The sequence below is a fragment of the Chimaeribacter coloradensis genome, from assembly GCF_002858715.1.
Lineage (GTDB): Bacteria > Pseudomonadota > Gammaproteobacteria > Enterobacterales > Enterobacteriaceae > Chimaeribacter > Chimaeribacter coloradensis.
In genome coordinates this window covers 12,345-38,737 of the sequence record NZ_PJZH01000031.1, presented here as the reverse complement: position 1 = coordinate 38,737, position 26,393 = coordinate 12,345, and the positions used below count along the sequence as shown (strand labels likewise).

The following is a 26,393-nucleotide window of genomic DNA, read 5'->3' as shown; positions in this document are numbered from 1 at the left end:
TTTTGTGCATCCGAAGATGCTGGATATCGTCTTGTGAGTGCCCACACAGATTGTCTGATAAATTGTTAAAGAGCAGTGAGTTACGCGCTTTCGCTTGCTAACTCGAGGTGGCGTATATTACGCTTTCCTCTTTCAGAGTCAACCTCTTTTTCAGAAGTTTTTTCTCTTTCGTTCCGGCCGCTTGTGAAGTGAATCACTTGCGCCGTGTCGATGGAGGCGCATTATAGGGATCTCGTTTTATTGCACAACCCCTTTTTCGATCATTTTCATCTGACTGCGTGTTTTTCACCCCCTCCGTTCTGATCTTGTACGATCGCACCGTCTATATGCACGATCCCCTCTCTGGATCGTTTATAATTTAGGCTATTTCACTCTTTTCAGGATTAGAAAAATGGAATCAGGCTCACTACGCTCTCTTAAAGATCAGCAACCCCGCCTGGGTGCACGCGTTATGGTTGATCCTTCCAGTGTTGTAATAGGCGATGTGACGCTGGCAGAAGATGTCAGTATCTGGCCACTCGTTGCCATCCGGGGAGATGTTAACCGCGTCATTATTGGTGCTCGTACGAATATCCAGGATGGCAGCGTGCTGCATGTCACACACAAATCCAGTTATAACCCAGCCGGCTACCCTTTAGCGATCGGAGAAGATGTTACTGTGGGCCATAAGGCGATGCTTCACGGCTGCACGATTGGCGATCGTGTATTGGTCGGAATGGGATCAATTTTGCTTGATGGCGCAATTATTGAGGACGATGTCATGATCGGGGCCGGTAGCCTGGTGCCGCCCGGTAAGCGTCTGGTCAGCGGCTATCTTTATTTAGGCAGCCCGGTGAAGCAAATACGCCCCTTGAAACCTGAGGAACGTGAAGGGCTGCTCTATTCTGCTAACAACTATGTTAAATGGAAAAACGATTACTTGAATCAGGCCAGCGAAAACTCACTGTTGTAAACGGATACCCGGGCTGCCTCTGTCTTTAGCTTCTACCTGAACAGCGGCAGGCCCGGCTGTTCAGGCTATTTCGTACCAGAGCCTGTGCCTCTGCACCGGCCTCTGCACTTTACCCTGCCATATCTTGTTTCAGCGCCACCAGCACCGGAGCAATATCCGGCATAACACCATGCCACAGCATAAAGGCATGTGCCGCTTGCCCGACCAGCATACCTAAGCCATCAGACCATTGTGCCGCGCCCAGCTGGCTGCCCCAGGACAGAAAAGGTGTCAGACCTTGTTGATAGAACATGTCATAAAGGCGGACATCAGGCGTAATCAGCGAAGAGGGAATAGCAGGGATATCGCCCTGGAGACCGGACGCGGTCGCATTGATAATCACATCAAAGTGCGGTTCGCTTAAGGCGGCAAAGGTTTCAGCCTTAATCTCCCCCCTGTGACTGAACAGCTGTGCCAGTTGCTCCGCTTTTGCAAACGTGCGGTTGGCAATGACTATGCTGCATCCATAAGAGAGCAATGGCAGAATCACGCCCCGGGCAGCCCCTCCGGCCCCCAGCAACAGGATGCGGACGCCTGGCTGAATCATCCCAAGCCGTTCAAGATCGCTCAGCAGGCCAATGCCATCGGTATTGTCTCCCAATAGTGACCCGTCTTCACATTTCTTCAATGTATTGACCGCGCCACTTAACGCAGCTCTTTCACTCAGCTGGTCTGCCCTGGCGTAGGCTTGCTCTTTGAACGGCACCGTCACATTCGCTCCCATGCCGCCCGCATCAAAAAACGCATCCAGTGTGTGTTCGAAAGCATCCAGCGGTGCCAGGATTTTCCCGTAAGGGTGGGTTATGCCTGTTTGCTGGGCAAACAGGGCATGGATGCGTGGCGATTTACTGTGGCTGATGGGATTTCCAAACACCGCATAGAGATCCATGAGTTTCCCTTTCAGGCCAGCCGCACATATTCGCCTGTTAAGGCATCGCGGATTTCAGTTGGATTGGTACGGCCGCCTACCTCACCTGCGACAACAGGAAAGTCCTGTCCAAATTGTGCAGTGACCTCAGCCGCCAGGCGACAAGGAGGAAGCCCGGTTAAGTTTGCACTGGTTGATACCAGCGGTTTGCCAAACTGCCGGCAGAGCTGCCGCACGACAGGATGATCGCTGACCCGTACCGCCAATGATGAGAAACGACCGGTCAGCCAGTCAGGCGTGCTTTTCCGTGCCGGGATTACCCAGGTCACAGGCCCGGGCCAGGTGGCAAAAATCTGCTCACGTTGTTCCGGGGTCAGCTGGGCTTCATCTATATAAGGAGCAAGTTGCGCATAATCGGCAGCGATCAGAATCAGCCCCTTCTCTTTGGGCCGCTGTTTCAGCTGCAAAAGGGCATTGACCGCCTGTTCGCTGTCAGGGTCGCAACCCAGCCCAAATACGGCTTCGGTCGGATACGCAATAACCTGCTGGTTATGCAAGGCATCAAGGATGGAGTCAGAAATGGGCATTACTTCAGGCATCATCTTCTACTTCTGTCGGGACCGGTTTACCGCACAGCTTGCTGGCACAATAGTGCTTCAGGCCGCCTGCCGTACGCTTTTCAATAAGTAATGGATAGTGGCAATACCCGCACTCGCCAGCCACAGGCTTGTGATTCAATGCATACTGGCAGTCAGGGTAGCGATCGCAGGCATAAAACACTTTGCCATACCTCGATTTACGCTGCAGCAGCTTGCCTTGTTCACATTGTGGACAGGATAAGGTGGTGTCGTCTGGTTTATCCAATACCTCGGTATGAGAACACTCTGGATAATTACTGCATCCAATGAACATACCATAGCGCCCCTGCCGCAAGACCAGGACAGACTGACAGGCAGGACAGTGTTGATCGTCCAGCACTTTGACAATATGGCCATCAGCCTGCGCCTTTAACGGGCGGATATATTCACATTCAGGATAGTGGGAACAGCCGAGAAAGGGGCCGTGGCGTCCGCTACGGATCACCAGTTCGGCCCCACATTTCGGACAAGGTTCATTTTGCCTGGCGGCAAAAATCGCAGCTTTTGACATCTCTGTTTACTGTTATCGCTTAGTGCAGATAACCCTCATTAACTTCAAACAGCAACTCTTCCATTTGCTGATAGGCACTTTCGTAGCCGGGAATATTAAACAGTACCATAAGGATGACCCATTTCAGATCTTCCAGATCGAACTCATCTGTTTCCAGTGCCATCACACGATCGATGACCATTTCCCGTGTTTCGAGATTCAACACTTGTATCTGTTCCAGGAACAGAAGGAACCCCCGGCAGCCTGCATCAAGGCGCGTTGCCTCTTCATCAGTGTAGATGCGCAATGCGAAAGGATCGGCATCTAACATGAAGGGTGCAGCTTCGCCTTCCTGAAGGTCTGCGAGCTTCTCCAACCAACCTAAGGCACTGTAGATATCTTCCCGATGGAACCCAGCCCGGGCAAGGTCATCTGTCAGCTTATCCTGGTCGACGTGCATCTCCGCTTCGTTGTGTATGTAAGTTTCAAACAAGTACATTAGTACGTCGAACATGGCCTGCCCTCCTCGTTCGGACATAGCCGCCGGATACAGCTGCGATCCATCCTGCTAACTCCAGATCGAGTAGTTTAACTACCACGTCTGGCACAGGTTGGCCGGCACGTTCGGCGACGACGTCAACAGGTGTCACCTCATATCCTACGTTAGCCAACACATCAGCAAATGGCAATTCAACTTCACTATCTTGTGCACAAATATTCAATTCTTGCTGAGATCCGTTAACAATTCTGGGCGAATCCTTCTCATCCCCTTCTGCGCCAGCCGGTAACCACTGCAACCCACTGCCTACCACTTCTGCGATATCTTTAGGTTCAGTGACCAGATAAGCCCCCTGCTGGATAAGCCAATGTGTGCCTGCGCTAAAATCGGTCCCTAATGCACCAGGCAAGGCAAATACTTCTCTCCCCTGCTCCAGCGCACAACGGGCAGTGATCAGGGAGCCGCTGCGTAATGAGGCCTCTACCACCAGCGTTCCTCGGCTTAATCCACTGATAATGCGGTTACGCCGGGGAAAATGAACCGGCATCGCCGGCTCTGAAGGCAATAACTCAGAGATAATGGCTCCGCCACGTTCAATGATCTGGGCTCTCAGCCGTTGATGTCGTCTGGGATGGGTATGCGCTAAGCCACACCCTAAAACGGCTATGGTGTGGCCTTCTGTGTCGAGGGCTGCCTGATGGGCGATTCCATCAATGCCCAGAGCCAGGCCGCTGGTAATGGTGTACCCGCAATGAACCAGGCCGCCGGCAAAATAGTTTCCCCAGAATTCGCCGTAGGCGCTGCATTGCCGGCTTCCAACGATAGATATCTGCGGGGTCTCTAATACTGAAACCTTGCCGGCGATAAACAGGATCGGGGGCGGATCGGCAATTTGTGTTAATAAAAAAGGGTACGCCGGATCATCTATCGTCAGCATCTGATTGCCGGGTTCCGCCAGCCAGCTCAGCGCTGCCGCCAGGGTCTGAGAAGGTATGTGCAGAAAGCTGTGCGCCTGCTCTTGGGTCAGCCCACACTGTTGCAACAGGGACGCCGTCAAACGGCAATCAGCAGGCAACCCGTGGGCGACAGTAATCCTGTTTTTATTACGTAAGCCCCGGATGGCGGCCAATCTCAACCAGATCTCTTCCTGAGTCATACCAGCTCCTGACAAGGGACAATTACGTCCGGATGCTGTCAATCAGGCAGGGAAATGTCTAGAATAAAGATTAATTGTCATTCATCACTCGCATAAAGATCGAAATATTTATGTCCGTATTACACGTATTACATTATCCCGATGATCGACTGCGCAAAGTTGCGCAGCCGGTAAAAGAAGTCAATGCCGAGATTCAGCGTATCGTGGATGATATGTTCGATACCATGTATGCCGAAGAAGGCATTGGCCTGGCTGCCACGCAGGTTGATATCCACCAGCAGATTATCGTAATTGATGTCTCTGAAAACCGCGATGAGCGCCTGGTGCTGATCAACCCGGAATTGCTGGAGAAAAGCGGCGAAACCGGTATTGAAGAGGGCTGCCTTTCTATCCCGGAACAGCGTGCCTTTGTGCCGCGCGCAGAGAAAGTTAAAGTCCGGGCACTGGATCGTGACGGTAAGCCGTTTGAGCTGGAAGCGGATGACCTGTTGGCTATCTGTATTCAACATGAAATGGATCATCTGATTGGCAAACTGTTTGTCGATTATCTGTCCCCTCTGAAACGTCAGCGTATCCGTCAGAAAGTTGAAAAACTGGCCAAGCTTAATACGCGCGCCCACTGAGTCTGATACGGCAGGAACTGATTGTGTCTGATGCATTACGGATAATTTTTGCCGGTACGCCGGACTTTGCAGCGCGTCATCTTGACGCGCTTTTAACTTCTCATCATGACGTAGTGGGTGTATTTACGCAGCCCGATCGTCCTGCGGGGCGCGGTAACAAGCTGACGCCCAGCCCAGTTAAGGTGCTTGCGGAATCACATCAAATTCCCGTCTTTCAACCTAAGTCACTGCGCCCGGCAGAAAGCCAGCAGCTGATTCAGGCTCTGGATGCCGACATCATGGTCGTGGTGGCCTATGGATTGATTTTGCCGCAAGCAGTGCTGGATATGCCAAAGCAGGGTTGTATCAACGTTCACGGCTCCTTACTGCCACGCTGGCGCGGTGCGGCCCCGATCCAACGTGCGCTGTGGGCAGGTGATAAGCAGACAGGCATTACCATCATGCAGATGGACGCCGGGCTGGATACGGGTGACATGCTGAGCAAGCTCAGTTGTGATATTCAGCCGGAAGATACCAGCGCCTCGCTCTACAACAAGCTGGCCGAACTTGGGCCGCGCGCGATGCTGAATACTTTAGCGGATCTGGAGGCGGGTATCGCGGAGCCGGAAACGCAGAATGAGGCTCTGGTCACCTATGCCGAAAAGCTCAGTAAAGAAGAAGCGTTGCTGAATTGGCAGCTTTCTGCAGAACAGCTTGAGCGCTGCATTCGTGCGTTCAACCCGTGGCCGGTCAGCTATTTCATGGTGGAAGGGCAGCCGGTAAAAGTATGGCAGGCCGATGTCCTGCCGGGTAACGGAGACGAGCCGGGCACGATTGTCGCCGCGGATAAGTCCGGTATTCAGGTTGCTACTGCTGAAGGTATCCTGAATATCACCCAACTCCAGCCGGCAGGCAAAAAAGCGATGTCTGCTCAGGATTTACTGAATTCGCGCCGTGATTGGTTCGTCGTCGGCCAGAAAATCAGTTAACACCTTCTTATACTCTGCCCGGATTTTTCCGGGCTTCTTCCCTTACTGATGCTGGCATGGTCAGCTTTGTAGCTATGAAAAACGCATATAACCTACGCAGCCTTGCTGCAACCGCCATTGGCCAGGTATTGGATCAAGGGCAATCGCTCTCTACTGTGCTTCCTGCACTGCAAAAAAATATTGCTGATAAAGACAAAGCGCTGTTACAGGAGCTCTGTTTTGGAACTTTGCGCGTTCTGCCGCAGCTGGAATGGTGCATCAAGCAATTGATGGCCCGCCCCATGACAGGGAAACAGCGGCCCTTGCACTATCTCATCATGGTCGGCCTTTATCAGCTGGTGCATACCCGGATCCCAGCCCATGCCGCATTGGCAGAAACTGTTGAAGGTGCAGTAGCGTTAAAGCGCCCTCAATTGAAAGGCCTGGTAAACGGTGTGCTGCGGCAATTCCAGCGTCAGCAAGAAAGTTTACTCGCAGAAGCCGATGCCCAGGAGAGCCGCTACCTCCATCCCTCATGGTTATTAGCGCGCATCAAAAAAGCCTATCCGGCACAGTGGGAATCTATTACAGAGGCCAATAACCAACGCCCACCAATGTGGTTGCGCGTCAATCGCTTGCATCATAGCCGTGATGATTATCTTAAATTATTACAGCAAGCAGGCATTACGGCAGACGTACACGATGACTACCCAGACGCTCTGCGGCTGGCAGCCCCCTGCCCAGTCACGATGTTGCCAGGTTTTGCAGAAGGCTGGGTAACCGTGCAGGATGCTTCTGCACAAGGCTGTATTCCCCTGCTGGCGCCACAAAACGGTGAACATATCCTGGATTTATGCGCTGCACCGGGTGGTAAAACAACCCACATTCTGGAAGCCGCGCCGAACGCTCATGTGCTGGCTGTTGATATCGATGAGCAGCGCCTGAAGCGCGTTCAGGAAAACCTTGACCGTCTGCAACTGCAAGCAGAGATAAAGAAAGGTGATGGGAAAGATCCGCAGGCGTGGGCAAATGATCGGGTGTTTGATCGTATCCTGCTTGATGCCCCTTGTTCTGCCACAGGGGTCATCCGCCGGCACCCAGATATTAAATGGCTGCGCCGTAATAGTGATATTGATGAGCTGGTTGAGGTGCAGAAAGCTATCCTGGAAGCGATATGGCCCCGTTTAAAATCTGGCGGTGTTTTGCTTTATGCCACCTGCTCTATCTTACCGGAAGAAAACCACGAACAGATTGCCACATTCCTGGCCAGCCATCCTGATGCTACCTTGGTAGAAACCGGGGATCGCACTCATCCGGGTATACAGAACCTGCCCAGCGCCGAAGCGGGTGATGGCTTCTACTACGCTAAAATGATCAAACGCTGACAGCGGGATCCGGAGAGGCAATAATCATGGTTATTTTTTACGGGTGGGATCGGGGAAATCTATGAAGATCATTATTCTTGGAGCCGGGCAAGTTGGCGGGACTCTGGCTGAAAATCTGGTGGGTGAGAATAACGATATTACCGTTGTTGATACCAACGCGGCGCACTTACGTCAGCTTCAGGATAAGTTTGATTTACGGGTTGTTCAGGGCCACGGCTCCCACCCGCGTGTGCTGCGCGAAGCGGGCGCCGGCGATGCAGATATGTTAGTCGCCGTGACCAATTCGGACGAAACCAACATGATTGCATGCCAGATCGCGTACTCCCTGTTTAATACTCCAAACAGGATTGCCCGGATACGCTCTGCCGATTACATCCGTGAATCTGAGAAATTGTTCAATGCTGATGCTGTCCCCATTGATCATCTCATCTCACCTGAGCAGCTGGTCATTGAATATATCTATAAACTCATCGAATACCCGGGCGCATTACAGGTCGTTAATTTTGCTGAGGGAAAGGTTAGCATTGCCGCGGTAAAAGCCTACTATGGCGGCCCACTGGTTGGGAACGCTCTCTCTTCAATGCGTGAACATATGCCGCACATTGACACACGGGTCGCGGCTATTTTCCGGCAGGATCATCCTATCCGGCCCCAGGGCTCGACCATTATTGAAGCGGGGGATGAGGTATTTTTTGTAGCAGCCACACAACATATCCGGGCTGTCATGAGTGAACTTCAGCGCCTGGAAAAGCCTTATAAACGCATCATGATCGTGGGTGGTGGGAATGTAGGGGCAGGATTGGCTCGCCGTCTGGAAAAAAATTATAGCGTTAAGCTGATCGAACGAGATCAACAGCGTGCTGCTGAACTGGCCGAGTTACTTCAGGACACGATTGTTTTCTATGGCGATGCTTCAGACCAGGAACTGTTGGCTGAAGAGCATGTAGAGCAGGTGGATGTCTTCATCGCCATTACCAATGATGATGAGGCTAATATCATGTCAGCGATGCTGGCTAAACGCATGGGTGCCAAAAAGGCTATGGTGCTTATTCAGCGTCGTGCTTACGTTGACCTGGTCCAGGGCAGCGTGATTGATATTGCTATCTCTCCACAGCAAGCGACTATTTCAGCGTTGTTGGGCCATGTACGTAAAGCGGATATTGTCAGTGTTTCCTCGTTACGCCGGGGGGTGGCCGAAGCCATTGAAGCCATTGCCCATGGCGATGAGAGCACTTCAAAAGTGGTGGGCCGTAAGGTAGAAGAGATTAAACTGCCTCCCGGCACAACGATCGGCGCGATTGTTCGCGGGGATGACGTCATCATTGCCAACCGTCAGTCAAAAATTGAACAGGGCGATCATGTCGTCATGTTTATCACCGATAAGAAATTTGTTCCTGATGTAGAGCGACTGTTCCAGCCAAGCCCATTCTTCCTGTAAGAATGCGCGAGTATTGCTGCATAAAACATCAAACCCGACCAAAATGCTCAACTTTTGAAGCAAAGCCGCCCAAAATAGGCTTTACTTGTAGCGACTTGAGTTATTTGGGCAAGGAGTAAATATGAGTTTTATGAAAGAGTTTCGTGAGTTCGCCATGCGCGGCAACGTCGTCGATTTGGCGGTGGGTGTCATCATTGGGGCAGCATTTGGCAAGATTGTTTCTTCACTGGTATCTGACATCATCATGCCGCCGCTTGGCCTGCTCATTGGAGGGATAGATTTCAAGCAATTTGCGCTGGTTTTAAGAGAGGCTCAGGGCGCCACCCCGGCAGTCGTGATGAAGTACGGCGTATTTTTACAAAATGTGTTTGATTTCATCATCATCGCTTTGGCGATTTTCATTGCTATTAAATTGATGAATCGCTTACGCCGTACAGAAGAAGAAAAGCCGGCGCCCGCTCCGAAACAGTCAGCTGAGGAAAAATTGCTGGTTGAAATTCGCGATCTTCTTAAGCAACAAACGCCAAAATAAAACCACAATCATTCCGTCTTAATGGTAAAAGGTCAGTGGTAAAAGTTTAACGAAAACGCTTACCACTGACCTCCATCCCTTTTCCTTTGCCATGTTTGGCTTTGCGCTGGTAACTTCCCTTCCCCTTTTTGTTTTTTTCAACCCGCTGGCGAAACAACGTGTCGTGCAAAAGTGCTTGTAACGCGTTGTCCTGGATAACACCTTTATTGTGCTGATGACTCATGATGACCTCGTTGCAGAAATAACAGAACAGATATGACCCTCTAAGACGCGATAATCATAGTGCATGCGTACAATAATGCCAGTACTGCATCGCCTTTTTTAAGATGATCAGCGCTTCATTTTGGAAGCAAGTTTCTCTTTATAATGGCCTTTCAGAAACGCTGTGTTCATACCCGCTTGCTGTAATCTTAACTCCAGCACCTTTAACCTCTGGCTTGCAGAAGCGTAGTCTGGACTGTTCTTATCAATTTCATGCAGAAGTTCAGCCAGTTGCAATGCCTCTTTTCTGTCTTGCAGTTCAGGCGGCAAAAAACCTGAGTTTTTTAGTAACCGGTAAGCAGTTCGTAGCTCAGCAGGGACGCCACTATCATCGTCGAGCATTAGGGGCTTCCCAGCACCCGGTAAATTGTCGAATTCACCTTTCTCTTCGGCTTCACGAAGGCGCTTTTCAACCATTTCATCAATAAGCCACATATCAGAGTACCTATGAAAGAGGACGCAGGATGCGTAATAGCACAGAATAGAGTAAGTGTAATACCGTAAGAGACAGGCGTAGAAGCGGAGGAAAGAATTAAGGGATAAATAAAAAGGACCAGATTCTGGACGTAAAAAAACCGGGACAAGCCCGGCTTTTTCACGCTTTTACAGATTACTCTGCAACTGCTTCTGCTTTTGATTCTGCACGATCAACGAGCTCGATGTATGCCATCGGCGCATTGTCGCCTGCACGGAAACCACACTTCAGAATACGAGTGTAACCACCTGCACGGCTCGCGAAACGCGGGCCCAGTTCATTAAACAGTTTTGCCACGATCTCGTTATCACGAGTACGGGCGAATGCCAGACGACGATTAGCAACGCTGTCGGTCTTGGCAAGAGTAATCAGCGGCTCAACAACGCGACGCAGCTCTTTCGCTTTCGGCAGGGTCGTCTTGATGATCTCATGACGAACCAAAGAGCCGGCCATGTTACGGAACATAGCCTGGCGATGGCTGCTGTTACGGTTCAGTTGACGACCACTCTTACGATGGCGCATGACCTTATCCTTCTCAGTAAAACCTTAACCTGTGATCCGGTTACTCGTCAGCAATGCTTGCCGGCGGCCAATTTTCCAGGCGCATGCCCAGAGAAAGACCACGTGAGGCCAGCACGTCTTTAATCTCAGTAAGAGATTTTTTACCCAGGTTAGGCGTTTTCAACAACTCAACCTCGGTACGCTGTACCAGATCACCGATGTAGTGGATAGCTTCTGCTTTAAGGCAGTTAGCAGAGCGGACAGTCAATTCCAGATCGTCAACAGGGCGCAGCAAGATCGGATCGAATTCAGGCTTCTCTTCTTTAACTTCTGGCTGACGAACATCACGTAAGTCAACAAAAGCTTCAAGTTGTTCTGCCAGAATGGTCGCCGCACGACGAATCGCCTCTTCAGGATCGATTGTGCCGTTGGTTTCCATTTCGATGACCAGCTTATCCAAATCAGTACGTTGCTCTACACGTGCTGCTTCAACATTGTAGGCGATACGCTCTACAGGGCTGTAGCAGGCGTCAACGAGCAGACGGCCAATTGGGCGCTCATCTTCTTCCGAATGAATTCGGGCAGACGCCGGCACATATCCACGGCCACGTTGAACTTTGATGCGCATGCTGATTGCAGCATTCTCATCAGTCAGATGGCAGATAACATGTTGCGGCTTGACGATTTCGACATCACCATCATGGGTAATGTCGGCTGCAGTCACAGGGCCAATGCCAGATTTATTCAGGGTAAGAATAACTTCATCTTTGCCTTGAACTCTCACCGCCAGCCCTTTCAGGTTGAGCAGGATCTCCAGGATATCTTCCTGTACGCCTTCTTTGGTGCTGTACTCATGCAGTACACCATCAATCTCAACCTCGGTCACCGCGCAACCCGGCATGGATGAAAGCAGAATACGGCGCAGTGCGTTGCCGAGAGTATGGCCAAAGCCACGCTCTAACGGCTCAAGGGTCACCTTGGCGTGCGTCGAACTGACTTGCTCGATATCTACCAGGCGCGGTTTTAGAAACTCTGTCACAGAACCCTGCATTGTGTCCTCTCTTTGGTACTAAGCTTTACTTGGAGTAAAGCTCGACGATCAGGTGTTCGTTAATGTCCGCAGACAGATCGGTACGTTCAGGATTACGCTTGAACACACCTTCCATCTTAGCAGCATCAACTTCCAGCCAAGTCGGCTTTTCACGCTGTTCAGCCAGCTCCAAAGCGGCCTTAACGCGAGATTGCTTTTTAGCTTTCTCACGGATGCTGACTACGTCATTCGGAGATACCTGATAAGAAGCGATGTTAACAACGCGACCGTTTACCATGATAGCTTTGTGGCTAACCAGCTGACGTGCTTCTGCACGCGTAGCGCCGAAGCCCATACGGTAAACAACGTTGTCCAGACGACCTTCCAGCAGTTGCAACAGGTTTTCACCGGTGTTGCCTTTCAGACGGGCTGCTTCTTTATAATAGTTACGGAACTGACGCTCCAGCACGCCATACATACGGCGAACTTTCTGCTTTTCACGCAACTGTACACCATAGTCAGACAGACGCGGCTTACGCGCACCATGCTGACCAGGAGCTTGTTCAATTTTACACTTGGTATCGATCGCGCGAACGCCAGACTTAAGGAACAGGTCTGTGCCCTCACGACGGCTCAGCTTGAGCTTAGGACCCAAATATCTTGCCATTTTCTTTCTCCAACAATCCTAAAAGCAGCGTTATACGCGACGCTTTTTCGGCGGACGACAACCGTTATGAGGGATCGGAGTCACATCAGTAATATTAGTGATGCGGAAACCAGCCGCGTTCAGAGCGCGGATAGTTGACTCACGGCCCGGACCAGGTCCTTTAACCATAACTTCCAGGTTCTTAATACCGTATTCTTTCACTGCGTCAGCGCAGCGCTCTGCTGCAACCTGAGCTGCGAACGGAGTGGATTTACGAGAACCACGGAAACCGGAACCACCAGCTGTTGCCCAACCCAAAGCATTACCCTGACGATCAGTAATGGTAACAATGGTGTTGTTGAAAGAAGCATGGATATGAGCCACGCCGTCAGAGACTTGTTTTCTTACACGCTTACGTGTACGAACAGGTGCCTTTGCCATTATTCAATCACCCCGATTATTTCTTGATCGGTTTGCGCGGACCCTTACGGGTACGGGCGTTGGTCTTGGTACGCTGGCCGCGAACCGGAAGACCACGACGATGACGCAAACCACGATAGGTACCAAGGTCCATAAGACGCTTGATGCTCAGGGTCACTTCACGACGCAGATCACCTTCTACAACAAATTTGGCAACTTCGTCACGCAGCTTATCGATTTGCTCTTCAGACAGCTCACTGATCTTAACATTTTCAGCAATACCCGCTGCTGCACAGATAGCCTGTGAGCGAGTTTTACCGATACCGTAGATCGAGGTTAACGCGATCACAGTATGTTTTTGATCAGGAATGTTAATGCCTGCTATACGGGCCACTATGCACTCCTACATTTTTATACGGCAACACCATTCTGAAAAGCCCGTTTTCAGGATACTCAAATAGCGTTGCAGTGACATACAAAAGATTGGCTGGCTAATCTAGCCAGCTCAACCCAACTTTGCAAGAAAAATATGCGAGATAATCAGCCTTGACGCTGTTTATGCTTCGGCTCGCTGCTGCAAATCACACGAACGACACCGTTACGCTTAACGATTTTGCAGTTACGACATAATTTCTTGACGGAAGCACGAACTTTCATTTTTACTCTCCGTAACTTCTCAAACGCACCTAATTAGCGGTTGTAGCCTTTCAGGTTTGCTTTCTTCAATGCAGACTCGTATTGACTGGACATCATCAGAGTTTGCACTTGAGCCATAAAGTCCATGATGACAACAACAACGATTAACAGTGAAGTACCACCAAAGTAGAAAGGTACTTTCATTGCGTCACGCATGAACTCCGGGATAAGGCAGATAAAAGTAATATACAGTGCACCAATTAAGGTTAAGCGTGTCATCACTTTATCAATGTATTTCGCCGTTTGCTCTCCCGGACGAATTCCTGGCACGAATGCACCGGACTTCTTCAGGTTATCTGCTGTTTCACGCGGGTTGAAAACCAATGCGGTATAGAAGAAACAGAAGAAGATGATCGCAGTCGCATAGAGTAACACATAAAGCGGTTGTCCAGGCTGCAGATACAGCGAAATCGTTGTCAGCCAGTTCCAACCGGTACCGCCCCCAAACCAAGATGCAATCGTAGCCGGGAACAGGATAATGCTAGAGGCGAAAATTGCTGGGATAACCCCTGCCATGTTCACTTTCAGCGGTAAGTGCGTACTCTGTGCTGCATAAACGCGACGGCCTTGCTGGCGTTTAGCGTAGTTAACAACGATACGTCGTTGCCCACGCTCGACGAACACTACAAAGAAAGTCACCGCAAACACTAAAACTGCAACCAACAGCAACAGAAGGAAGTGCAGGTCGCCTTGTCGAGCTTGCTCAATGGTATGTGCAACTGCCGGTGGAAGACCGGCAACAATACCAGCAAAGATTATGATCGAGATACCGTTACCAATACCACGTTCAGTAATCTGTTCGCCAAGCCACATGAGGAACATCGTTCCGGTAACCAGGCTCACTACAGCGGTAAAGTAGAATGCAAAGCCTGGATTAATTACCAGACCTTGCATACCAGGCATATTCGGCAGACCGGTAGCAATACCGATAGACTGAAATATAGCCAATACCAGCGTGCCATAACGGGTGTACTGGCTAATCTTACGACGGCCAGCCTCCCCTTCTTTCTTTATTTCTGCTAACGCGGGGTGAACCACGGTTAACAGCTGGATAATAATCGATGCCGAAATGTACGGCATGATACCCAAAGCAAAGATAGAAGCACGACTAAGGGCACCACCAGAGAACATGTTGAACATTTCAATGATGGTACCACGCTGTTGCTCGAGCAATTTCGCAAGCACAGTGGCATCGATACCAGGAATCGGAATAAAAGAGCCGATACGGAAAACTATGAGCGCCCCGATAACAAACAAAAGTCTGCGCTTCAGTTCGCCAAGTCCACCTTTAGCACTTTGAAAATCTAATCCTGGTTGCTTAGCCATCTGCTACTTATTCCTCAATTTTACCGCCAGCAGCTTCGATAGCAGCACGAGCGCCTTTGGTGACACGCAGACCACGTACGGTTACTGCACGATTGATTTCGCCAGACAGCATAACTTTAGCGAATTCAATCTGAGTACCAACTACGTTAGCGGCTTTCAGCGTGTTCAGGTCGATGACATCGCCTTCTACTTGAGCCAGTTCAGACAGACGAACTTCTGCCGTGATCATAGCTTTGCGAGAAGTGAAGCCGAATTTCGGCAAACGACGGTACAGCGGCATCTGACCACCTTCAAACCCACGACGTACGCCACCGCCAGAACGAGAGTTCTGACCTTTGTGACCACGGCCGCCAGTTTTACCCAGGCCAGAACCAATACCACGACCTACACGCTTCGGCGCATGCTTGGCACCTTCAGCCGGAGACAGAGTATTTAAACGCATCTGTTACTCCTCAACCTTAACCATGTAGGAAACCAGGTTGATCATACCACGTACAGCGGGAGTATCCTCACGCTCAACGGTGTGACCAATACGACGCAGACCAAGACCAACCAGAGTTGCCTTGTGTTTCGGCAAACGGCCAATAGAGCTGCGAACTTGAGTTACTTTAATAGTCTTTGCCATGGTTATTACCCCAGAATTTCTTCAACGGATTTACCACGCTTGGCAGCGACCATTTCTGGGGACTTCATATTCGCCAGAGCATCGATAGTTGCACGAACCACGTTAATCGGGTTGGTGGAACCATAGGCTTTTGCCAATACGTTGTGAACCCCTGCGACTTCCAGAACGGCGCGCATTGCACCACCGGCGATAATACCGGTACCTTCGGAAGCCGGCTGCATGAACACACGGGAACCCGTATGCGCACCTTTAACAGGGTGCTGCAGGGTGCCGCTGTTCAGCGCGACATTCATCATGTTGCGACGGGCTTTCTCCATCGCTTTCTGGATCGCTGCCGGAACTTCGCGTGCTTTGCCGTAGCCAAAACCAACGCGACCGTTACCATCACCAACTACAGTCAGTGCGGTAAAGCTGAAAATACGGCCACCTTTTACGGTTTTAGATACGCGGTTTACCGCGATCAGCTTTTCCTGCAGTTCGCCAGCTTGTTTTTCGATGTGTGACATCTTACACCTCTACCTTAGAACTGAAGGCCAGCTTCACGGGCAGCATCTGCCAGTGCCTGGACTCGACCATGATATTGGAAACCGGAACGGTCAAAGGAAACATCTTTAATCCCTTTTTCCAATGCGCGCTCAGCAATAGCTTTACCTACAGCGGCAGCAGCATCTTTATTACCGGTATACTTCAATTGCTCAGTGATAGCTTTTTCTACAGTAGAAGCGGCTACCAATACTTCAGAACCATTCGGAGCGATGACCTGTGCGTAAATATGACGCGGGGTACGATGTACCACCAGGCGAGTCGCGCCCAATTCTTTGAGCTTGCGGCGTGCGCGGGTCGCACGACGGATACGAGCAGATTTCTTATCCATAGTGTTACCTTACTTCTTCTTAGCCTCTTTGGTACGCACGACTTCGTCGGCGTAACGGACACCCTTGCCTTTATAAGGCTCAGGACGACGGTAGGCACGCAGGTCTGCTGCAACCTGACCGATCAACTGCTTATCAGCGCCTTTCAGCACGATTTCAGTTTGAGTCGGGCATTCAGCAGTAATACCTGCCGGCAGTGCGTGTTCAACAGGGTGTGAGAAGCCCAGGGCTAAACTCACCGCGTTGCCTTTAACTGCGGCACGATAACCAACACCTACCAGCTGAAGCTTCTTGGTGAAGCCTTCGGTAACACCTACAACCATTGCGTTCAACAGAGCACGAGTGGTACCCGCTTGGGCCCAACCGTTAGCAGCACCTTCGCGCGGAGCGAAAGTCAGTGCGTTTTCTTCCTGTTTAACTTCAACGGCGCTGTGGATAGTACGAGTCAGCTCGCCGTTCTTACCCTTAATCGAAATAACCTGACCGTTGAGTTTTACCTCTACGCCGGCAGGAATGACGACGGGTGCTTTTGCAACACGAGACATTCTTTCCTCCCGAATTAAGCTACGTAGCAGATAATCTCGCCACCAAGACCAGCCTGGCGAGCTGCACGATCGGTCATAACACCTTTAGAGGTAGAAATGACAGCAATACCCAGGCCGGCCATAACTTTTGGCAGCTCATCTTTTTTCTTATAGATGCGCAGACCTGGGCGGCTGATACGCTGAATGCTTTCTACCACTGCCTTGCCCTGGAAGTACTTCAGTACCAGTTCCAGAACCGGCTTGGTGTCGCCTTCGATTTTGAAATCTTCAATATAACCTTCTTCCTTCAGCACGTTGGCAATTGCCAATTTCAGCTTGGAGGAAGGCATGGTGACCGCAACTTTGTTCGCGGCCTGACCGTTACGGATACGGGTCAGCATATCCGCGATCGGATCTTGCATGCTCATCTGTCTTTACTCCCGTGATTCAATTGGTGACAATTACCAGCTAGCCTTTTTCAAGCCCGGGATTTCACCGCGCATAGCGGCTTCACGGACTTTAATACGGCTCAACCCGAACTTCCGCAGGAAAGCGTGCGGACGACCAGTTTGACGGCAGCGATTACGCTGACGTGACGGGCTGGAATCACGCGGCAGAGTCTGCAGCTTGAGAACTGCATTCCAACGATCTTCGTCGGAAGCGTTCACATCAGAGATGATAGCTTTCAGTTCTGTGCGTTTAGCAAAGAATTTGTCTGCTAATTTCACGCGTTTGACTTCGCGTGCTTTCATGGATTGCTTAGCCATTAGTAACCCTACCTTACTTGCGGAACGGGAAGTTAAAGGCAGCCAGCAGTGCGCGGCCTTCATCATCGGATTTCGCAGTGGTGGTAATGGTAATATCCAAACCACGAACGCGATCGACTTTGTCGTAGTCGATTTCCGGGAAGATGATCTGTTCACGCACGCCCATGCTGTAGTTACCACGGCCATCGAATGACTTGGCAGACAAGCCACGGAAGTCACGGATACGCGGTACAGCAATGGAAATCAGACGCTCAAAGAACTCCCACATGCGTTCGCCGCGCAGAGTTACTTTACAGCCGATCGGATAGCCCTGACGGATTTTGAAGCCTGCAACAGATTTGCGTGCTTTGGTGATCAACGGCTTTTGGCCGGAGATTGCTGTCAAGTCAGCTGCTGCATTGTCCAGCAGTTTCTTGTCGGCAATTGCTTCACCAACACCCATATTCAGGGTGATCTTCTCGACCCGAGGGACTTGCATGACAGAGTTGTAGCCAAACTGAGACATCAGTTGTTTGACTACCTCGTCTTTGTAGTAATCATGCAGTTTCGCCATCGTATTACTCCAAATTACTTGATAGTTTCGCTGTTAGACTTGAAGAAACGTACTTTTTTGCCGTCTTCGAATCTAAAGCCTACACGGTCAGCCTTGCCGGTTGCAGCATTGTAGAGAGCGATGTTGGAAACCTGAATAGCAGCTTCTTTTTCAACAATGCCACCTGGTTGGTTCAGAGCCGGAACCGGCTTCTGATGTTTCTTAACCAGGTTGATACCTTCTACAATGACCTTGCCAGCAGACAGGACATTTTTTACTTTACCGCGTTTACCTTTGTCTTTCCCGGTAAGCACGATAACTTCGTCATCACGACGGATTTTCGCTGCCATGGTTCGCTCCTTAGAGTACTTCTGGTGCCAGAGAGATAATTTTCATGAACTTTTCGTTACGCAGTTCACGAGTTACCGGCCCAAAAATACGCGTACCGATTGGTTGCTCGCTGTTATTGTTCAAAATAACGCATGCATTACCATCGAAGCGAATGACAGAACCGTCCGGGCGACGTACACCCTTCTTGGTGCGCACCACTACCGCCTTCAGCACATCGCCTTTCTTCACCTTACCGCGAGGAATTGCTTCCTTGATGGTAATTTTGATGATGTCGCCGACGCCTGCGTAGCGACGGTGCGAGCCACCTAGAACCTTGATACACATTACGCGACGTGCACCGGAGTTGTCGGCGACGGTCAGCATAGTCTGTTCTTGGATCATTTTAGTGCTCCGCTAATGTCAACTACTACTTTAAAGACCTAAGTTAATTTTCAGGCCGTTGAAAAGCCCCATAACCAAGGGCGCAGCATTATAACACTGCTTCCTACGTATGGGTAGAAAAAACAAACGGCTCGTTTTCTGAGCCGTTTGTTAAGTGAGAGGCCGCTACTCTATTACAGAATTGCTTTCTCTACAACGCGAACCAACGTCCAAGATTTAGTCTTAGACAGTGGACGGCATTCGCGGATTTCTACCACGTCGCCGATACCACATTCGTTGTTCTCGTCGTGTACGTGCAGCTTGGTCGTACGTTTGATGAATTTCCCGTAGATCGGGTGCTTCACCGTACGTTCGATAGCAACAACAATGGATTTTTCCATTTTGTCACTAACAACGCGACCTTGCAGAGTACGGATAGTGTCAGTCATTTACGCACCCGCCTTTTCAGTCAGTAAAGTCTTAACGCGTGCGACGTTACGACGCACTTGTTTCAACAGGTGAGTTTGTTGCAGCTGGCCACTCGCCGCTTGCATGCGCAAGTTGAATTGCTCACGCAGCAGGTTGAGCAGCTCGGTGTTCAGCTCTTCAACGCTTTTTTCACGCAGCTCTTGTGCTTTCATTACATCACCGTCTTAGTTACAAAGGTGGTTTTGATCGGCAGTTTAGCTGCTGCCAGCTTGAATGCCTCACGGGCCAGCTCTTCCGGCACGCCGTCCATTTCGTACAGGACTTTACCAGGCTGGATCAGGGCAACCCAATACTCCACGTTACCCTTACCTTTACCCATACGCACTTCAAGCGGCTTCTCGGTAATCGGTTTGTCCGGGAATACACGGATCCAGATTTTACCTTGACGCTTAACTGCACGAGTCATTGCACGACGAGCTGCTTCGATTTGACGAGCAGTCAGACGGCCACGGCCAACAGCTTTCAGACCGAAAGTGCCGAAGCTAACATCCGTACCTTGCGCCAGACCACGGTTGCGGCCCTTGTGCACCTTACGGAATTTTGTACGCTTTGGTTGTAACATCAGCGACTCTCCTTACTTGCGGCCTTTACGCTGCTGCTTTTTAGGTTGAGCAGCCGGTTTTTCCGGTTGTTCAACGGCAGCCATACCACCCAGGATCTCACCTTTGAAGATCCATACCTTAACGCCGATTACACCATAAGTGGTGTGCGCTTCAGATGTGTTGTAATCGATGTCCGCACGCAGGGTGTGCAACGGAACACGACCTTCACGGTACCATTCGGTACGCGCGATTTCAGCACCGCCAAGACGGCCGCTTACTTCAACTTTGATACCTTTAGCGCCAAGACGCATTGCGTTCTGTACTGCACGCTTCATAGCACGACGGAACATAACGCGACGTTCCAGCTGTGAAGTGATGCTGTCAGCAACCAATTTTGCGTCCAGTTCCGGTTTACGGACTTCGGCGATGTTAATCTGTGCAGGAACGCCAGCGATATCCGCTACGACCTTACGCAGTTTTTCGACATCTTCACCTTTCTTGCCGATAACGATGCCTGGGCGAGCAGTGTGAATGGTCACACGGATGCTCTTCGCAGGACGTTCGATAACGATGCGAGAAACAGAAGCTTTCGACAGTTCCTTAGTCAGGAATTGACGAACTTTAAAGTCGCTGTCCAGGTTGTCAGCGAATTCTTTGGTATTCGCATACCAAGTAGAGTTCCAAGGTTTGACAATACCCAGGCGAATACCATTAGGATGTACTTTCTGACCCATTGCTAGTCTCCAGAGTCTCAGCGATCGGACACAACCACAGTAATGTGGCTGGTGCGCTTCAGGATGCGATCTGCACGACCTTTTGCACGCGGCATAATGCGCTTCATGCTTGGGCCTTCGTCGACGAAGATTTTCGCGACTTTCAGATCATCGATGTCAGCGCCATCGTTGTGTTCTGCGTTAGCAATGGCAGACTCCAGCACTTTCTTAACCAGACCAGCAGCTTTCTTGTTGGTGTAGGTCAGAGTTTCCAGAGCTTGCGACACTTTCTTACCGCGGATCAGGTCAGCAACAAGGCGGACCTTCTGAGCAGAAGAACGAGCGTGGCGATGTTTAGCGATAGTTTCCATCTCTTCCTCCTACCTTAGCGCTTTTTAGCTTTTTTATCAGCCGCATGGCCGCGATAAGTACGGGTCGGCGCGAATTCACCCAGTTTGTGACCGACCATTTCATCGGAAACGAACACTGGTACGTGCTGACGACCATTATGGACAGCGATGGTCAAACCGATCATGTTAGGAAAGATCGTTGAACGACGGGACCAAGTGCGCAAAGGCTTCTTGTCACCGCTTTCCACCGCTTTCTCTACCTTCTTCAGCAAGTGCAGGTCAATAAAAGGACCTTTCTTGAGAGAACGTGGCATGGCTTATCCTCTAATTATTTTTTGCTACGGCGACGTACGATGAACTTGTCAGTACGCTTGTTGCTACGGGTCTTCTTACCTTTGGTCTGAACGCCCCACGGAGTTACCGGGTGCTTACCAAAGTTACGACCTTCACCACCACCGTGCGGGTGATCGACTGGGTTCATCGCCGTACCGCGAACGGTAGGACGAACACCACGCCAACGTGCAGCACCTGCTTTACCCAGAACGCGCAGCATATGTTCTGCATTACCAACTTCGCCCAGAGTAGCGCGGCAGTCAGCCAGAACTTTACGCATTTCGCCGGAGCGCAGACGCAGAGTTACGTAGGAACCATCACGTGCAACGATCTGAACGTAGGCACCGGCAGAACGAGCCAGCTGGCCGCCTTTACCTGGTTTCATTTCTACGTTATGAACCGTTGAACCAACCGGGATGTTGCGCATCGGCAGGGTGTTACCCGTTTTGATTGCCGCGTCAACGCCAGATTGAATCTGGTCACCTGCTTTCAGGCCTTTCGGCGCCAGGATGTAACGGCGTTCGCCGTCTTTGTACAGAACCAGCGCGATGTTCGCGGAACGGTTCGGATCGTACTCCAGACGCTCAACCACTGCAGCGATACCGTCTTTGTTGCGCTTGAAGTCAACCAGACGATAATGTTGCTTGTGGCCACCACCGATATGACGGGTGGTGATACGGCCATTGTTGTTACGACCACCGCTTTTGCTCAGTTTTTCCAGCAGCGGGGCATAAGGTTTACCCTTGTGCAGCTCAGGGTTAACCACTTTAACAACGTGGCGACGACCCGGAGATGTAGGTTTACATTTAACAATTGCCATTGTTCTTACTCCTCCGACTTACTCTGCGCCGCTGATGAAGTCCAGATTCTGGCCTTCTTTCAGGGTGACGTAAGCTTTTTTCCAGTCGCTACGACGACCAACACGCTGTCCATGACGTTTCACTTTGCCTTTAACCAGCAAGGTGTTTACGTCTTTGACTTCGACTTCAAACAGTTTCTGCACAGCAGCTTTGATTTCTGCTTTCGTCGCGTCTTTAGCAACTTTGAGAACGATGGTGTTGTTCTTTTCCATCGCAGCAGACGCTTTTTCAGAAACGTGCGGCGCGCGCAGTACTTTCAGCAGACGTTCTTCACGAATCATGCCAGCATCTCCTCAACTTGCTTCACAGCATCAGCAGTCATAACTACTTTGTCGAAGGCGATCAGGCTAACTGGGTCGATACCTGCTACATCACGCACGTCAACCTTGTACAGGTTACGGGCAGCCAGGAACAGATTCTCATCCAGTTCACCGGTGATGATCAGCACGTCTTCCAGCGCCATGTCTTTCAGTTTCTGTGCCAGCAGCTTGGTTTTCGGTGCTTCAACAGAGAACTTCTCGACAACGATCAGACGTTCTTGACGTACCAGCTCGGACAGGATGCTTTTCAGCGCGCCGCGGTACATCTTTTTGTTTACTTTCTGACTGTGGTCCTGCGGCTTAGCAGCGAAGGTCACACCACCGGAACGCCAGATCGGGCTCTTTACAGAACCAGAACGCGCACGGCCGGTACCTTTCTGACGCCATGGCTTTTTGCCAGAACCAGTAACTTCAGCGCGAGTTTTCTGCGCGCGAGTACCCTGGCGGGCGCCTGCTGCGTAAGCAACAACAACCTGGTGAACCAGCGCTTCGTTAAAATCACGACCGAAGGTGGTTTCGGAAACAGTCAGCGCGCTCTGCGCGTCTTTCAATACTAATTCCATTACCTGGCTCCTCACGCTTTAACAGCTGGTTTAACGATCAGGTTGCTACCGGTAGCTCCCGGAACAGCACCCTTAACCAGCAGCAGGTTGCGCTCAGCGTCAACGCGTACTACGTCCAGGCTCTGAACGGTTACGCGCTCATTACCCAGCTGCCCTGCCATTTTCTTGCCTTTGAACACTTTGCCCGGAGTCTGGTTCTGACCGATAGAACCCGGAACGCGGTGAGACAAGGAGTTACCGTGGGTAGCGTCTTGGGTACGGAAGTTCCAGCGCTTAACAGTGCCAGCAAAACCTTTACCTTTAGAAGTACCGGTAACGTCTACTTTTTTAACGTCTGCGAAAATTTCAACGCTAATGTTCTGACCTACAGTGAACTCTTCGCCTTCTGACAGACGGAATTCACGCAGGAGACGGCCAGCTTCAACGCCAGCTTTAGCGAAGTGACCCGCTTCCGGTTTGGTTACACGGTTTGCTTTTTTAGCACCGGTGGTAACCTGGATAGCGCGGTAACCATCGTTCTCCAGGTCTTTGACCTGAGTAACGCGGTTAGCTTCAATTTCGATAACGGTTACAGGGATAGAAACGCCTTCTTCAGTGAAGATGCGGGTCATACCCACTTTTTTACCGACTAAACCAATCATTGTTTCAACCTCTCAATCGCTCAATGACCTGATTAACCCAGGCTGATCTGCACGTCTACACCGGCAGCCAGATCCAGACGCATCAGAGCATCAACGGTTTTCTCGGTTGGCTCAACGATGTCAACCAGACGCTTGTGAGTGCGGATTTCATACTGATCACGCGCGTCTTTGTTGACGTGCGGAGAGATCAGAATGGTAAAGCGCTCTTTGCGGGTCGGCAGCGGGATCGGACCACGGACTTGCGCACCAGTGCGCTTAGCAGTCTCGACGATTTCCGCGGTTGATTGATCGATCAGACGATGATCAAACGCTTTCAGGCGGATACGGATTCTTTGGTTCTGCATGAGACCAGAGCTCCAATTATTTATAAACGTAAATAATTACTCCTCACACCCATTTCGATTGATGGGGGAGTGTAATCGTTCAGCATATAACCCCCATATCGGGAGTATTGTTAACCAGTCATTACTGATGACATGGTTACTGATCCGCAACGGATCAGACCTACCAAGATTAGGTAAGCCCGCGCATTATACGTATTCCTGCTTAGGAAGCAACCATAACCTGCAGGAAAAATGCATTAGCGCCTCTTTTAATTCCTGTGTTTCCCCTTACTCCTGAGCGGCTTCTTCCAGTTCAGCCAGTGCCTGCTGAACACGTGCCTTCAGCGCAGGATCGACCGTTTGCTCTTTATCTGTTGTTGTATCAGGCTCTTCGTTAATTAACGGCTCGTCATCTCCTGCTTCGGGTTCCTCTGCTTGTGCCTGCTCGTCAGTGGCATCGGCTGTCTCTTCGCCTGTCTCTGCTTCCGGTTCATATGCTTCAGGAAGTGGTTGGGTCTTGAACAAGTAATGCATTGGAGAGAGCGTATAGTCCGATTCTTGCTGCGGAGAAACCTGGGCAGGCAGCGGCTCCGGATAGCGCGACATCCAGGCGATATGCAGATACGCCCCCTGGATGGCAAACAAACCGATCCAACATCCCCATAAGAGCACGTGACCGGCTTTTGCACATGTTCTCTTAAAAGGTGCCCGTAGTTTTGCCGGCTTTCCGCCCTGCAGGCGAGAGCTCATTGCCTGATGAAGACGGAAACTCATTGTGTCTCTCCTTTTTCTGCACTTTCATTTTCTGGCACGAGGGTGGCGCTTTGCTCCACGCTAAGCCACAACTGGATTAATGTTGCTTTACCGGGAGTGCCGTCAGGCCGCAGCCCTTTACTTTGCTGAAATCTTTTAATCTTTTGGACCAATAGCGCATTCCAGCGGGCCTCCTGCGTTAACGGGAGATGCAGGGCGCGACTGAGCATTTTATTCAGCCACAAGATATCCTCGTCAGGACTGGCGGCTGTTACGGATGTTCTTCCTGAAGGAGCCGGCTTCCAGAACAGGGTGTACTCCCCTTTCCATGCCGCCAGGAACCAGGATTTCTTCACCGTCCAGGTCTGTTTGCCCAACAGCAGGTCCAGTTCATCTTTACCCATACGGATAACCACGGCATAACGTGTTTTGTCCCCCAGATGGAGCTGGGCTATCCACGGCAGGCTTTGTTGCTTTAATGCGTCATAATCTGCTTTCGATGTTTCACACTGTAACCCTGCCCGCGGGGTCTGATCGCACCAGGCATCGTCTTCAGCCACGTCATAGCCCCAGGTACGGAAGAGTTGCTGCATGGCCTGGCGTTCTGTCGCCGGCTGCTCCTCAATGACCGGCGGTGGAGCAGGAATCATCCCGGCAACCGGCTCTTGTTCAAGCCAGCTGGGGACAGGCAGATAGGGTGACAGCACCCCGGTACAATGCCATCCAAGGAGCAATGCAAAACCGGCATAACCTATCAGTAAGGAAAGCATTGCCTTTCTGGAACGCTGGGTTTTCCCTGACTCACGCACAGCAAGCCTGATGTGCCGCCAGCGCAGAGAAGCGGCTGACCCCTGTTCTATCCAGGCAATCTGCCGTGCCGCGTTCACAATATGCGTCATCTTTTCCGGGTTACCTTTCGCTGCACCCTGAATGTATTTGATAAAGGGAAGTGTAAACGCGGCGGCATGCGCCTCCCCTTCTCTCTCCATAATGGTTTTATTAATCACTGCCAGGCAGGATCGCTCATCATAAAGAGGCATCTGCAGCGCCTTTGGATGGAGGTCATTTAAGCTCTTGTTTTTGAGTAACTCTTTTCCGCCGACGATAAGCAGCGCCAAAGAGTGCGCGGCATGTTTTCTAAACTCACAAAATAAGTAAACCAGTGCAGATAATTGTGGGTTAATAAAGTGAGCATTATCCAGAACGATTAATACGGGTGTATTTATTTTCTGAGTTTCATAAAGAAATTTCTCCCATAAACTCAGGGAAAAAGAGGATCGCAGATTAATTTTGTTCACCGTCTCACGGGAAGAATCGATGAGTAATAATTCATCGTTTCCTTTGCGTGCAGAAAGAAGCAGAAACTCTCCTTGATTATCATGCAAAATTTCTTTGGCTAACCTTGTTTTCCCGCACCCTGCTTCACCGATTATCAATCCTATCCCAGATAGAAATAATTCATTATTCAAATAATCTTTTGCCGTTCTATATGTATCAAAAATGAATTCATAGTTAAACCAGGATTCATCGACTGGTAATTTCATGATATTTTT

General features: G+C 50.6%; 43 protein-coding genes. 6 read left to right on the top strand and 37 right to left on the bottom strand.

Annotated features, from left to right (window positions below):
• The first annotated feature begins 391 nt into the window (after nucleotides 1–391).
• Nucleotides 392–952, top strand: coding sequence for a gamma carbonic anhydrase family protein (locus tag CYR32_RS18975; RefSeq protein WP_101826687.1), 561 nt, complete (start codon nucleotides 392–394; stop codon nucleotides 950–952).
• A 109-nt stretch (nucleotides 953–1,061) separates the two neighbouring features.
• Here the strand turns inward: CYR32_RS18975 and aroE are convergent, their stop codons facing one another.
• The 5 genes from aroE to dprA are packed head-to-tail and all read right to left on the bottom strand — an operon-like array spanning nucleotide 1,062 to nucleotide 4,642.
• Nucleotides 1,062–1,880 (bottom strand): shikimate dehydrogenase, encoded by an 819-nt coding sequence (gene aroE, locus CYR32_RS18970; protein ID WP_101826686.1) that lies wholly within the window; start codon nucleotides 1,878–1,880, stop codon nucleotides 1,062–1,064.
• 11 nt (nucleotides 1,881–1,891) lie between these two features.
• Nucleotides 1,892–2,461 carry an L-threonylcarbamoyladenylate synthase type 1 TsaC gene (gene tsaC, locus CYR32_RS18965; protein WP_101826685.1) on the bottom strand — a complete coding sequence of 190 codons (570 nt, stop codon included), beginning with the start codon at nucleotides 2,459–2,461 and terminating at the stop codon, nucleotides 1,892–1,894.
• The gene (locus CYR32_RS18960) at nucleotides 2,451–3,008 is read right to left on the bottom strand and encodes a DNA topoisomerase family protein (protein ID WP_101826684.1); all 558 of its coding nucleotides are present in this window, start codon (nucleotides 3,006–3,008) and stop codon (nucleotides 2,451–2,453) included. Before CYR32_RS18960 ends, tsaC begins: the two co-directional genes overlap by 11 nt.
• 19 nt (nucleotides 3,009–3,027) lie before the next feature.
• Nucleotides 3,028–3,501: a DUF494 family protein Smg gene (gene smg / locus CYR32_RS18955; RefSeq protein WP_072933421.1), complete on the bottom strand. Its 474-nt coding sequence runs from the start codon at nucleotides 3,499–3,501 to the stop codon at nucleotides 3,028–3,030.
• Complete coding sequence (dprA, locus tag CYR32_RS18950; RefSeq protein ID WP_101826683.1) at nucleotides 3,473–4,642, bottom strand: DNA-protecting protein DprA; 1,170 nt, start codon at nucleotides 4,640–4,642, stop codon at nucleotides 3,473–3,475. The genes smg and dprA overlap by 29 nt, the downstream gene beginning before the upstream one ends.
• Nucleotides 4,643–4,752: 110 nt before the next feature.
• On the opposite strand from dprA, the gene def reads away from it, so the two are divergent.
• From def to mscL, 5 genes are all read left to right on the top strand, one after another.
• Complete coding sequence (def, locus tag CYR32_RS18945; RefSeq protein ID WP_101826682.1) at nucleotides 4,753–5,265, top strand: peptide deformylase; 513 nt, start codon at nucleotides 4,753–4,755, stop codon at nucleotides 5,263–5,265.
• A 23-nt stretch (nucleotides 5,266–5,288) separates the two neighbouring features.
• Complete coding sequence (gene fmt, locus CYR32_RS18940) at nucleotides 5,289–6,233, top strand: methionyl-tRNA formyltransferase (RefSeq protein WP_101826681.1); 945 nt, start codon at nucleotides 5,289–5,291, stop codon at nucleotides 6,231–6,233.
• A 74-nt stretch (nucleotides 6,234–6,307) separates the two neighbouring features.
• Nucleotides 6,308–7,597, top strand: a complete 1,290-nt coding sequence (rsmB, locus tag CYR32_RS18935; protein ID WP_101826688.1) for a 16S rRNA (cytosine(967)-C(5))-methyltransferase RsmB — start codon at nucleotides 6,308–6,310, stop codon at nucleotides 7,595–7,597.
• Nucleotides 7,598–7,658: 61 nt separating this feature from the next.
• Nucleotides 7,659–9,035, top strand: coding sequence for a Trk system potassium transporter TrkA (trkA, locus tag CYR32_RS18930; RefSeq protein ID WP_101826680.1), 1,377 nt, complete (start codon nucleotides 7,659–7,661; stop codon nucleotides 9,033–9,035).
• Between the two features lie 121 nt (nucleotides 9,036–9,156).
• Complete coding sequence (gene mscL / locus CYR32_RS18925; protein ID WP_101826679.1) at nucleotides 9,157–9,567, top strand: large-conductance mechanosensitive channel protein MscL; 411 nt, start codon at nucleotides 9,157–9,159, stop codon at nucleotides 9,565–9,567.
• A gap of 46 nt (nucleotides 9,568–9,613) precedes the next feature.
• Here mscL and CYR32_RS18920 read toward each other — a convergent pair whose 3' ends face one another.
• The 32 genes from CYR32_RS18920 to CYR32_RS18765 all read right to left on the bottom strand — a co-directional run bounded on the left by CYR32_RS18920 (nucleotide 9,614) and on the right by CYR32_RS18765 (nucleotide 26,384).
• Nucleotides 9,614–9,790 (bottom strand): alternative ribosome-rescue factor A, encoded by a 177-nt coding sequence (locus tag CYR32_RS18920; RefSeq protein WP_420912852.1) that lies wholly within the window; start codon nucleotides 9,788–9,790, stop codon nucleotides 9,614–9,616.
• Nucleotides 9,791–9,897: 107 nt separating this feature from the next.
• Nucleotides 9,898–10,263, bottom strand: a complete 366-nt coding sequence (locus tag CYR32_RS18915) for a DnaJ family domain-containing protein (protein WP_101826677.1) — start codon at nucleotides 10,261–10,263, stop codon at nucleotides 9,898–9,900.
• Nucleotides 10,264–10,438: 175 nt separating this feature from the next.
• Nucleotides 10,439–10,825: a 50S ribosomal protein L17 gene (rplQ, locus tag CYR32_RS18910; RefSeq protein WP_072933440.1), complete on the bottom strand. Its 387-nt coding sequence runs from the start codon at nucleotides 10,823–10,825 to the stop codon at nucleotides 10,439–10,441.
• A gap of 40 nt (nucleotides 10,826–10,865) precedes the next feature.
• On the bottom strand, nucleotides 10,866–11,855 hold the full coding sequence (locus CYR32_RS18905) for a DNA-directed RNA polymerase subunit alpha (protein ID WP_002919219.1): 990 nt from the start codon (nucleotides 11,853–11,855) through the stop codon (nucleotides 10,866–10,868).
• A 25-nt stretch (nucleotides 11,856–11,880) separates the two neighbouring features.
• Nucleotides 11,881–12,501, bottom strand: coding sequence for a 30S ribosomal protein S4 (gene rpsD / locus CYR32_RS18900; RefSeq protein ID WP_101818368.1), 621 nt, complete (start codon nucleotides 12,499–12,501; stop codon nucleotides 11,881–11,883).
• Between the two features lie 30 nt (nucleotides 12,502–12,531).
• Entirely contained in the window at nucleotides 12,532–12,921 is a 390-nt protein-coding gene (gene rpsK / locus CYR32_RS18895) for a 30S ribosomal protein S11 (protein ID WP_004929731.1), read from the bottom strand.
• 16 nt (nucleotides 12,922–12,937) lie between these two features.
• Nucleotides 12,938–13,294 (bottom strand): 30S ribosomal protein S13, encoded by a 357-nt coding sequence (gene rpsM, locus CYR32_RS18890; RefSeq protein ID WP_072933445.1) that lies wholly within the window; start codon nucleotides 13,292–13,294, stop codon nucleotides 12,938–12,940.
• Nucleotides 13,295–13,440: 146 nt separating this feature from the next.
• Nucleotides 13,441–13,557 carry a 50S ribosomal protein L36 gene (rpmJ, locus tag CYR32_RS18885; RefSeq protein WP_072933447.1) on the bottom strand — a complete coding sequence of 39 codons (117 nt, stop codon included), beginning with the start codon at nucleotides 13,555–13,557 and terminating at the stop codon, nucleotides 13,441–13,443.
• A 33-nt stretch (nucleotides 13,558–13,590) separates the two neighbouring features.
• Nucleotides 13,591–14,922 (bottom strand): preprotein translocase subunit SecY, encoded by a 1,332-nt coding sequence (gene secY / locus CYR32_RS18880; RefSeq protein WP_101826676.1) that lies wholly within the window; start codon nucleotides 14,920–14,922, stop codon nucleotides 13,591–13,593.
• Nucleotides 14,923–14,929: 7 nt separating this feature from the next.
• On the bottom strand, nucleotides 14,930–15,364 hold the full coding sequence (rplO, locus tag CYR32_RS18875) for a 50S ribosomal protein L15 (protein ID WP_072933451.1): 435 nt from the start codon (nucleotides 15,362–15,364) through the stop codon (nucleotides 14,930–14,932).
• A 3-nt stretch (nucleotides 15,365–15,367) separates the two neighbouring features.
• Nucleotides 15,368–15,547: a 50S ribosomal protein L30 gene (rpmD, locus tag CYR32_RS18870; RefSeq protein ID WP_101826675.1), complete on the bottom strand. Its 180-nt coding sequence runs from the start codon at nucleotides 15,545–15,547 to the stop codon at nucleotides 15,368–15,370.
• A gap of 5 nt (nucleotides 15,548–15,552) precedes the next feature.
• A complete protein-coding gene (rpsE, locus tag CYR32_RS18865; protein ID WP_072933453.1) occupies nucleotides 15,553–16,053 on the bottom strand; it encodes a 30S ribosomal protein S5 in 501 nt (166 codons plus the stop codon).
• A gap of 14 nt (nucleotides 16,054–16,067) precedes the next feature.
• Nucleotides 16,068–16,421: a 50S ribosomal protein L18 gene (gene rplR / locus CYR32_RS18860; protein WP_072933456.1), complete on the bottom strand. Its 354-nt coding sequence runs from the start codon at nucleotides 16,419–16,421 to the stop codon at nucleotides 16,068–16,070.
• A 9-nt stretch (nucleotides 16,422–16,430) separates the two neighbouring features.
• Nucleotides 16,431–16,964 carry a 50S ribosomal protein L6 gene (gene rplF, locus CYR32_RS18855; protein ID WP_101826674.1) on the bottom strand — a complete coding sequence of 178 codons (534 nt, stop codon included), beginning with the start codon at nucleotides 16,962–16,964 and terminating at the stop codon, nucleotides 16,431–16,433.
• Between the two features lie 14 nt (nucleotides 16,965–16,978).
• Nucleotides 16,979–17,371, bottom strand: coding sequence for a 30S ribosomal protein S8 (rpsH, locus tag CYR32_RS18850; RefSeq protein ID WP_072933460.1), 393 nt, complete (start codon nucleotides 17,369–17,371; stop codon nucleotides 16,979–16,981).
• A 33-nt stretch (nucleotides 17,372–17,404) separates the two neighbouring features.
• Complete coding sequence (gene rpsN / locus CYR32_RS18845) at nucleotides 17,405–17,710, bottom strand: 30S ribosomal protein S14 (protein WP_101826673.1); 306 nt, start codon at nucleotides 17,708–17,710, stop codon at nucleotides 17,405–17,407.
• Nucleotides 17,711–17,723: 13 nt separating this feature from the next.
• Nucleotides 17,724–18,263, bottom strand: coding sequence for a 50S ribosomal protein L5 (gene rplE / locus CYR32_RS18840; protein ID WP_072933463.1), 540 nt, complete (start codon nucleotides 18,261–18,263; stop codon nucleotides 17,724–17,726).
• 14 nt (nucleotides 18,264–18,277) lie between these two features.
• Nucleotides 18,278–18,592, bottom strand: coding sequence for a 50S ribosomal protein L24 (gene rplX, locus CYR32_RS18835; RefSeq protein ID WP_072933465.1), 315 nt, complete (start codon nucleotides 18,590–18,592; stop codon nucleotides 18,278–18,280).
• A gap of 10 nt (nucleotides 18,593–18,602) precedes the next feature.
• The gene (gene rplN / locus CYR32_RS18830; protein ID WP_008457164.1) at nucleotides 18,603–18,974 is read right to left on the bottom strand and encodes a 50S ribosomal protein L14; all 372 of its coding nucleotides are present in this window, start codon (nucleotides 18,972–18,974) and stop codon (nucleotides 18,603–18,605) included.
• 173 nt (nucleotides 18,975–19,147) lie between these two features.
• Nucleotides 19,148–19,402 (bottom strand): 30S ribosomal protein S17, encoded by a 255-nt coding sequence (gene rpsQ / locus CYR32_RS18825; protein WP_072933467.1) that lies wholly within the window; start codon nucleotides 19,400–19,402, stop codon nucleotides 19,148–19,150.
• Nucleotides 19,403–19,594 carry a 50S ribosomal protein L29 gene (gene rpmC, locus CYR32_RS18820; protein ID WP_002218942.1) on the bottom strand — a complete coding sequence of 64 codons (192 nt, stop codon included), beginning with the start codon at nucleotides 19,592–19,594 and terminating at the stop codon, nucleotides 19,403–19,405.
• Nucleotides 19,594–20,004 carry a 50S ribosomal protein L16 gene (rplP, locus tag CYR32_RS18815; RefSeq protein ID WP_002438716.1) on the bottom strand — a complete coding sequence of 137 codons (411 nt, stop codon included), beginning with the start codon at nucleotides 20,002–20,004 and terminating at the stop codon, nucleotides 19,594–19,596. The genes rpmC and rplP overlap by 1 nt, the downstream gene beginning before the upstream one ends.
• Nucleotides 20,005–20,016: 12 nt before the next feature.
• A complete protein-coding gene (rpsC, locus tag CYR32_RS18810) occupies nucleotides 20,017–20,718 on the bottom strand; it encodes a 30S ribosomal protein S3 (RefSeq protein ID WP_072933469.1) in 702 nt (233 codons plus the stop codon).
• Between the two features lie 17 nt (nucleotides 20,719–20,735).
• Nucleotides 20,736–21,068: a 50S ribosomal protein L22 gene (gene rplV, locus CYR32_RS18805; protein ID WP_024912204.1), complete on the bottom strand. Its 333-nt coding sequence runs from the start codon at nucleotides 21,066–21,068 to the stop codon at nucleotides 20,736–20,738.
• 14 nt (nucleotides 21,069–21,082) lie between these two features.
• Nucleotides 21,083–21,361, bottom strand: a complete 279-nt coding sequence (gene rpsS / locus CYR32_RS18800; RefSeq protein WP_004929772.1) for a 30S ribosomal protein S19 — start codon at nucleotides 21,359–21,361, stop codon at nucleotides 21,083–21,085.
• Between the two features lie 14 nt (nucleotides 21,362–21,375).
• Nucleotides 21,376–22,200, bottom strand: coding sequence for a 50S ribosomal protein L2 (gene rplB, locus CYR32_RS18795; protein WP_072933471.1), 825 nt, complete (start codon nucleotides 22,198–22,200; stop codon nucleotides 21,376–21,378).
• 18 nt (nucleotides 22,201–22,218) lie between these two features.
• Nucleotides 22,219–22,521 carry a 50S ribosomal protein L23 gene (gene rplW, locus CYR32_RS18790; RefSeq protein WP_101826672.1) on the bottom strand — a complete coding sequence of 101 codons (303 nt, stop codon included), beginning with the start codon at nucleotides 22,519–22,521 and terminating at the stop codon, nucleotides 22,219–22,221.
• On the bottom strand, nucleotides 22,518–23,123 hold the full coding sequence (gene rplD, locus CYR32_RS18785) for a 50S ribosomal protein L4 (protein WP_072933475.1): 606 nt from the start codon (nucleotides 23,121–23,123) through the stop codon (nucleotides 22,518–22,520). The genes rplW and rplD overlap by 4 nt, the downstream gene beginning before the upstream one ends.
• Before the next feature lie 11 nt (nucleotides 23,124–23,134).
• Nucleotides 23,135–23,764, bottom strand: a complete 630-nt coding sequence (rplC, locus tag CYR32_RS18780; protein ID WP_101826671.1) for a 50S ribosomal protein L3 — start codon at nucleotides 23,762–23,764, stop codon at nucleotides 23,135–23,137.
• Nucleotides 23,765–23,796: 32 nt separating this feature from the next.
• Nucleotides 23,797–24,108, bottom strand: a complete 312-nt coding sequence (gene rpsJ / locus CYR32_RS18775) for a 30S ribosomal protein S10 (protein ID WP_009639175.1) — start codon at nucleotides 24,106–24,108, stop codon at nucleotides 23,797–23,799.
• Nucleotides 24,109–24,375: 267 nt separating this feature from the next.
• Nucleotides 24,376–24,861 (bottom strand): hypothetical protein, encoded by a 486-nt coding sequence (locus CYR32_RS18770; protein ID WP_101826670.1) that lies wholly within the window; start codon nucleotides 24,859–24,861, stop codon nucleotides 24,376–24,378.
• Entirely contained in the window at nucleotides 24,858–26,384 is a 1,527-nt protein-coding gene (locus CYR32_RS18765; RefSeq protein WP_101826669.1) for a peptidoglycan-binding protein, read from the bottom strand. The genes CYR32_RS18770 and CYR32_RS18765 overlap by 4 nt, the downstream gene beginning before the upstream one ends.
• Nucleotides 26,385–26,393 lie beyond the last annotated feature (9 nt).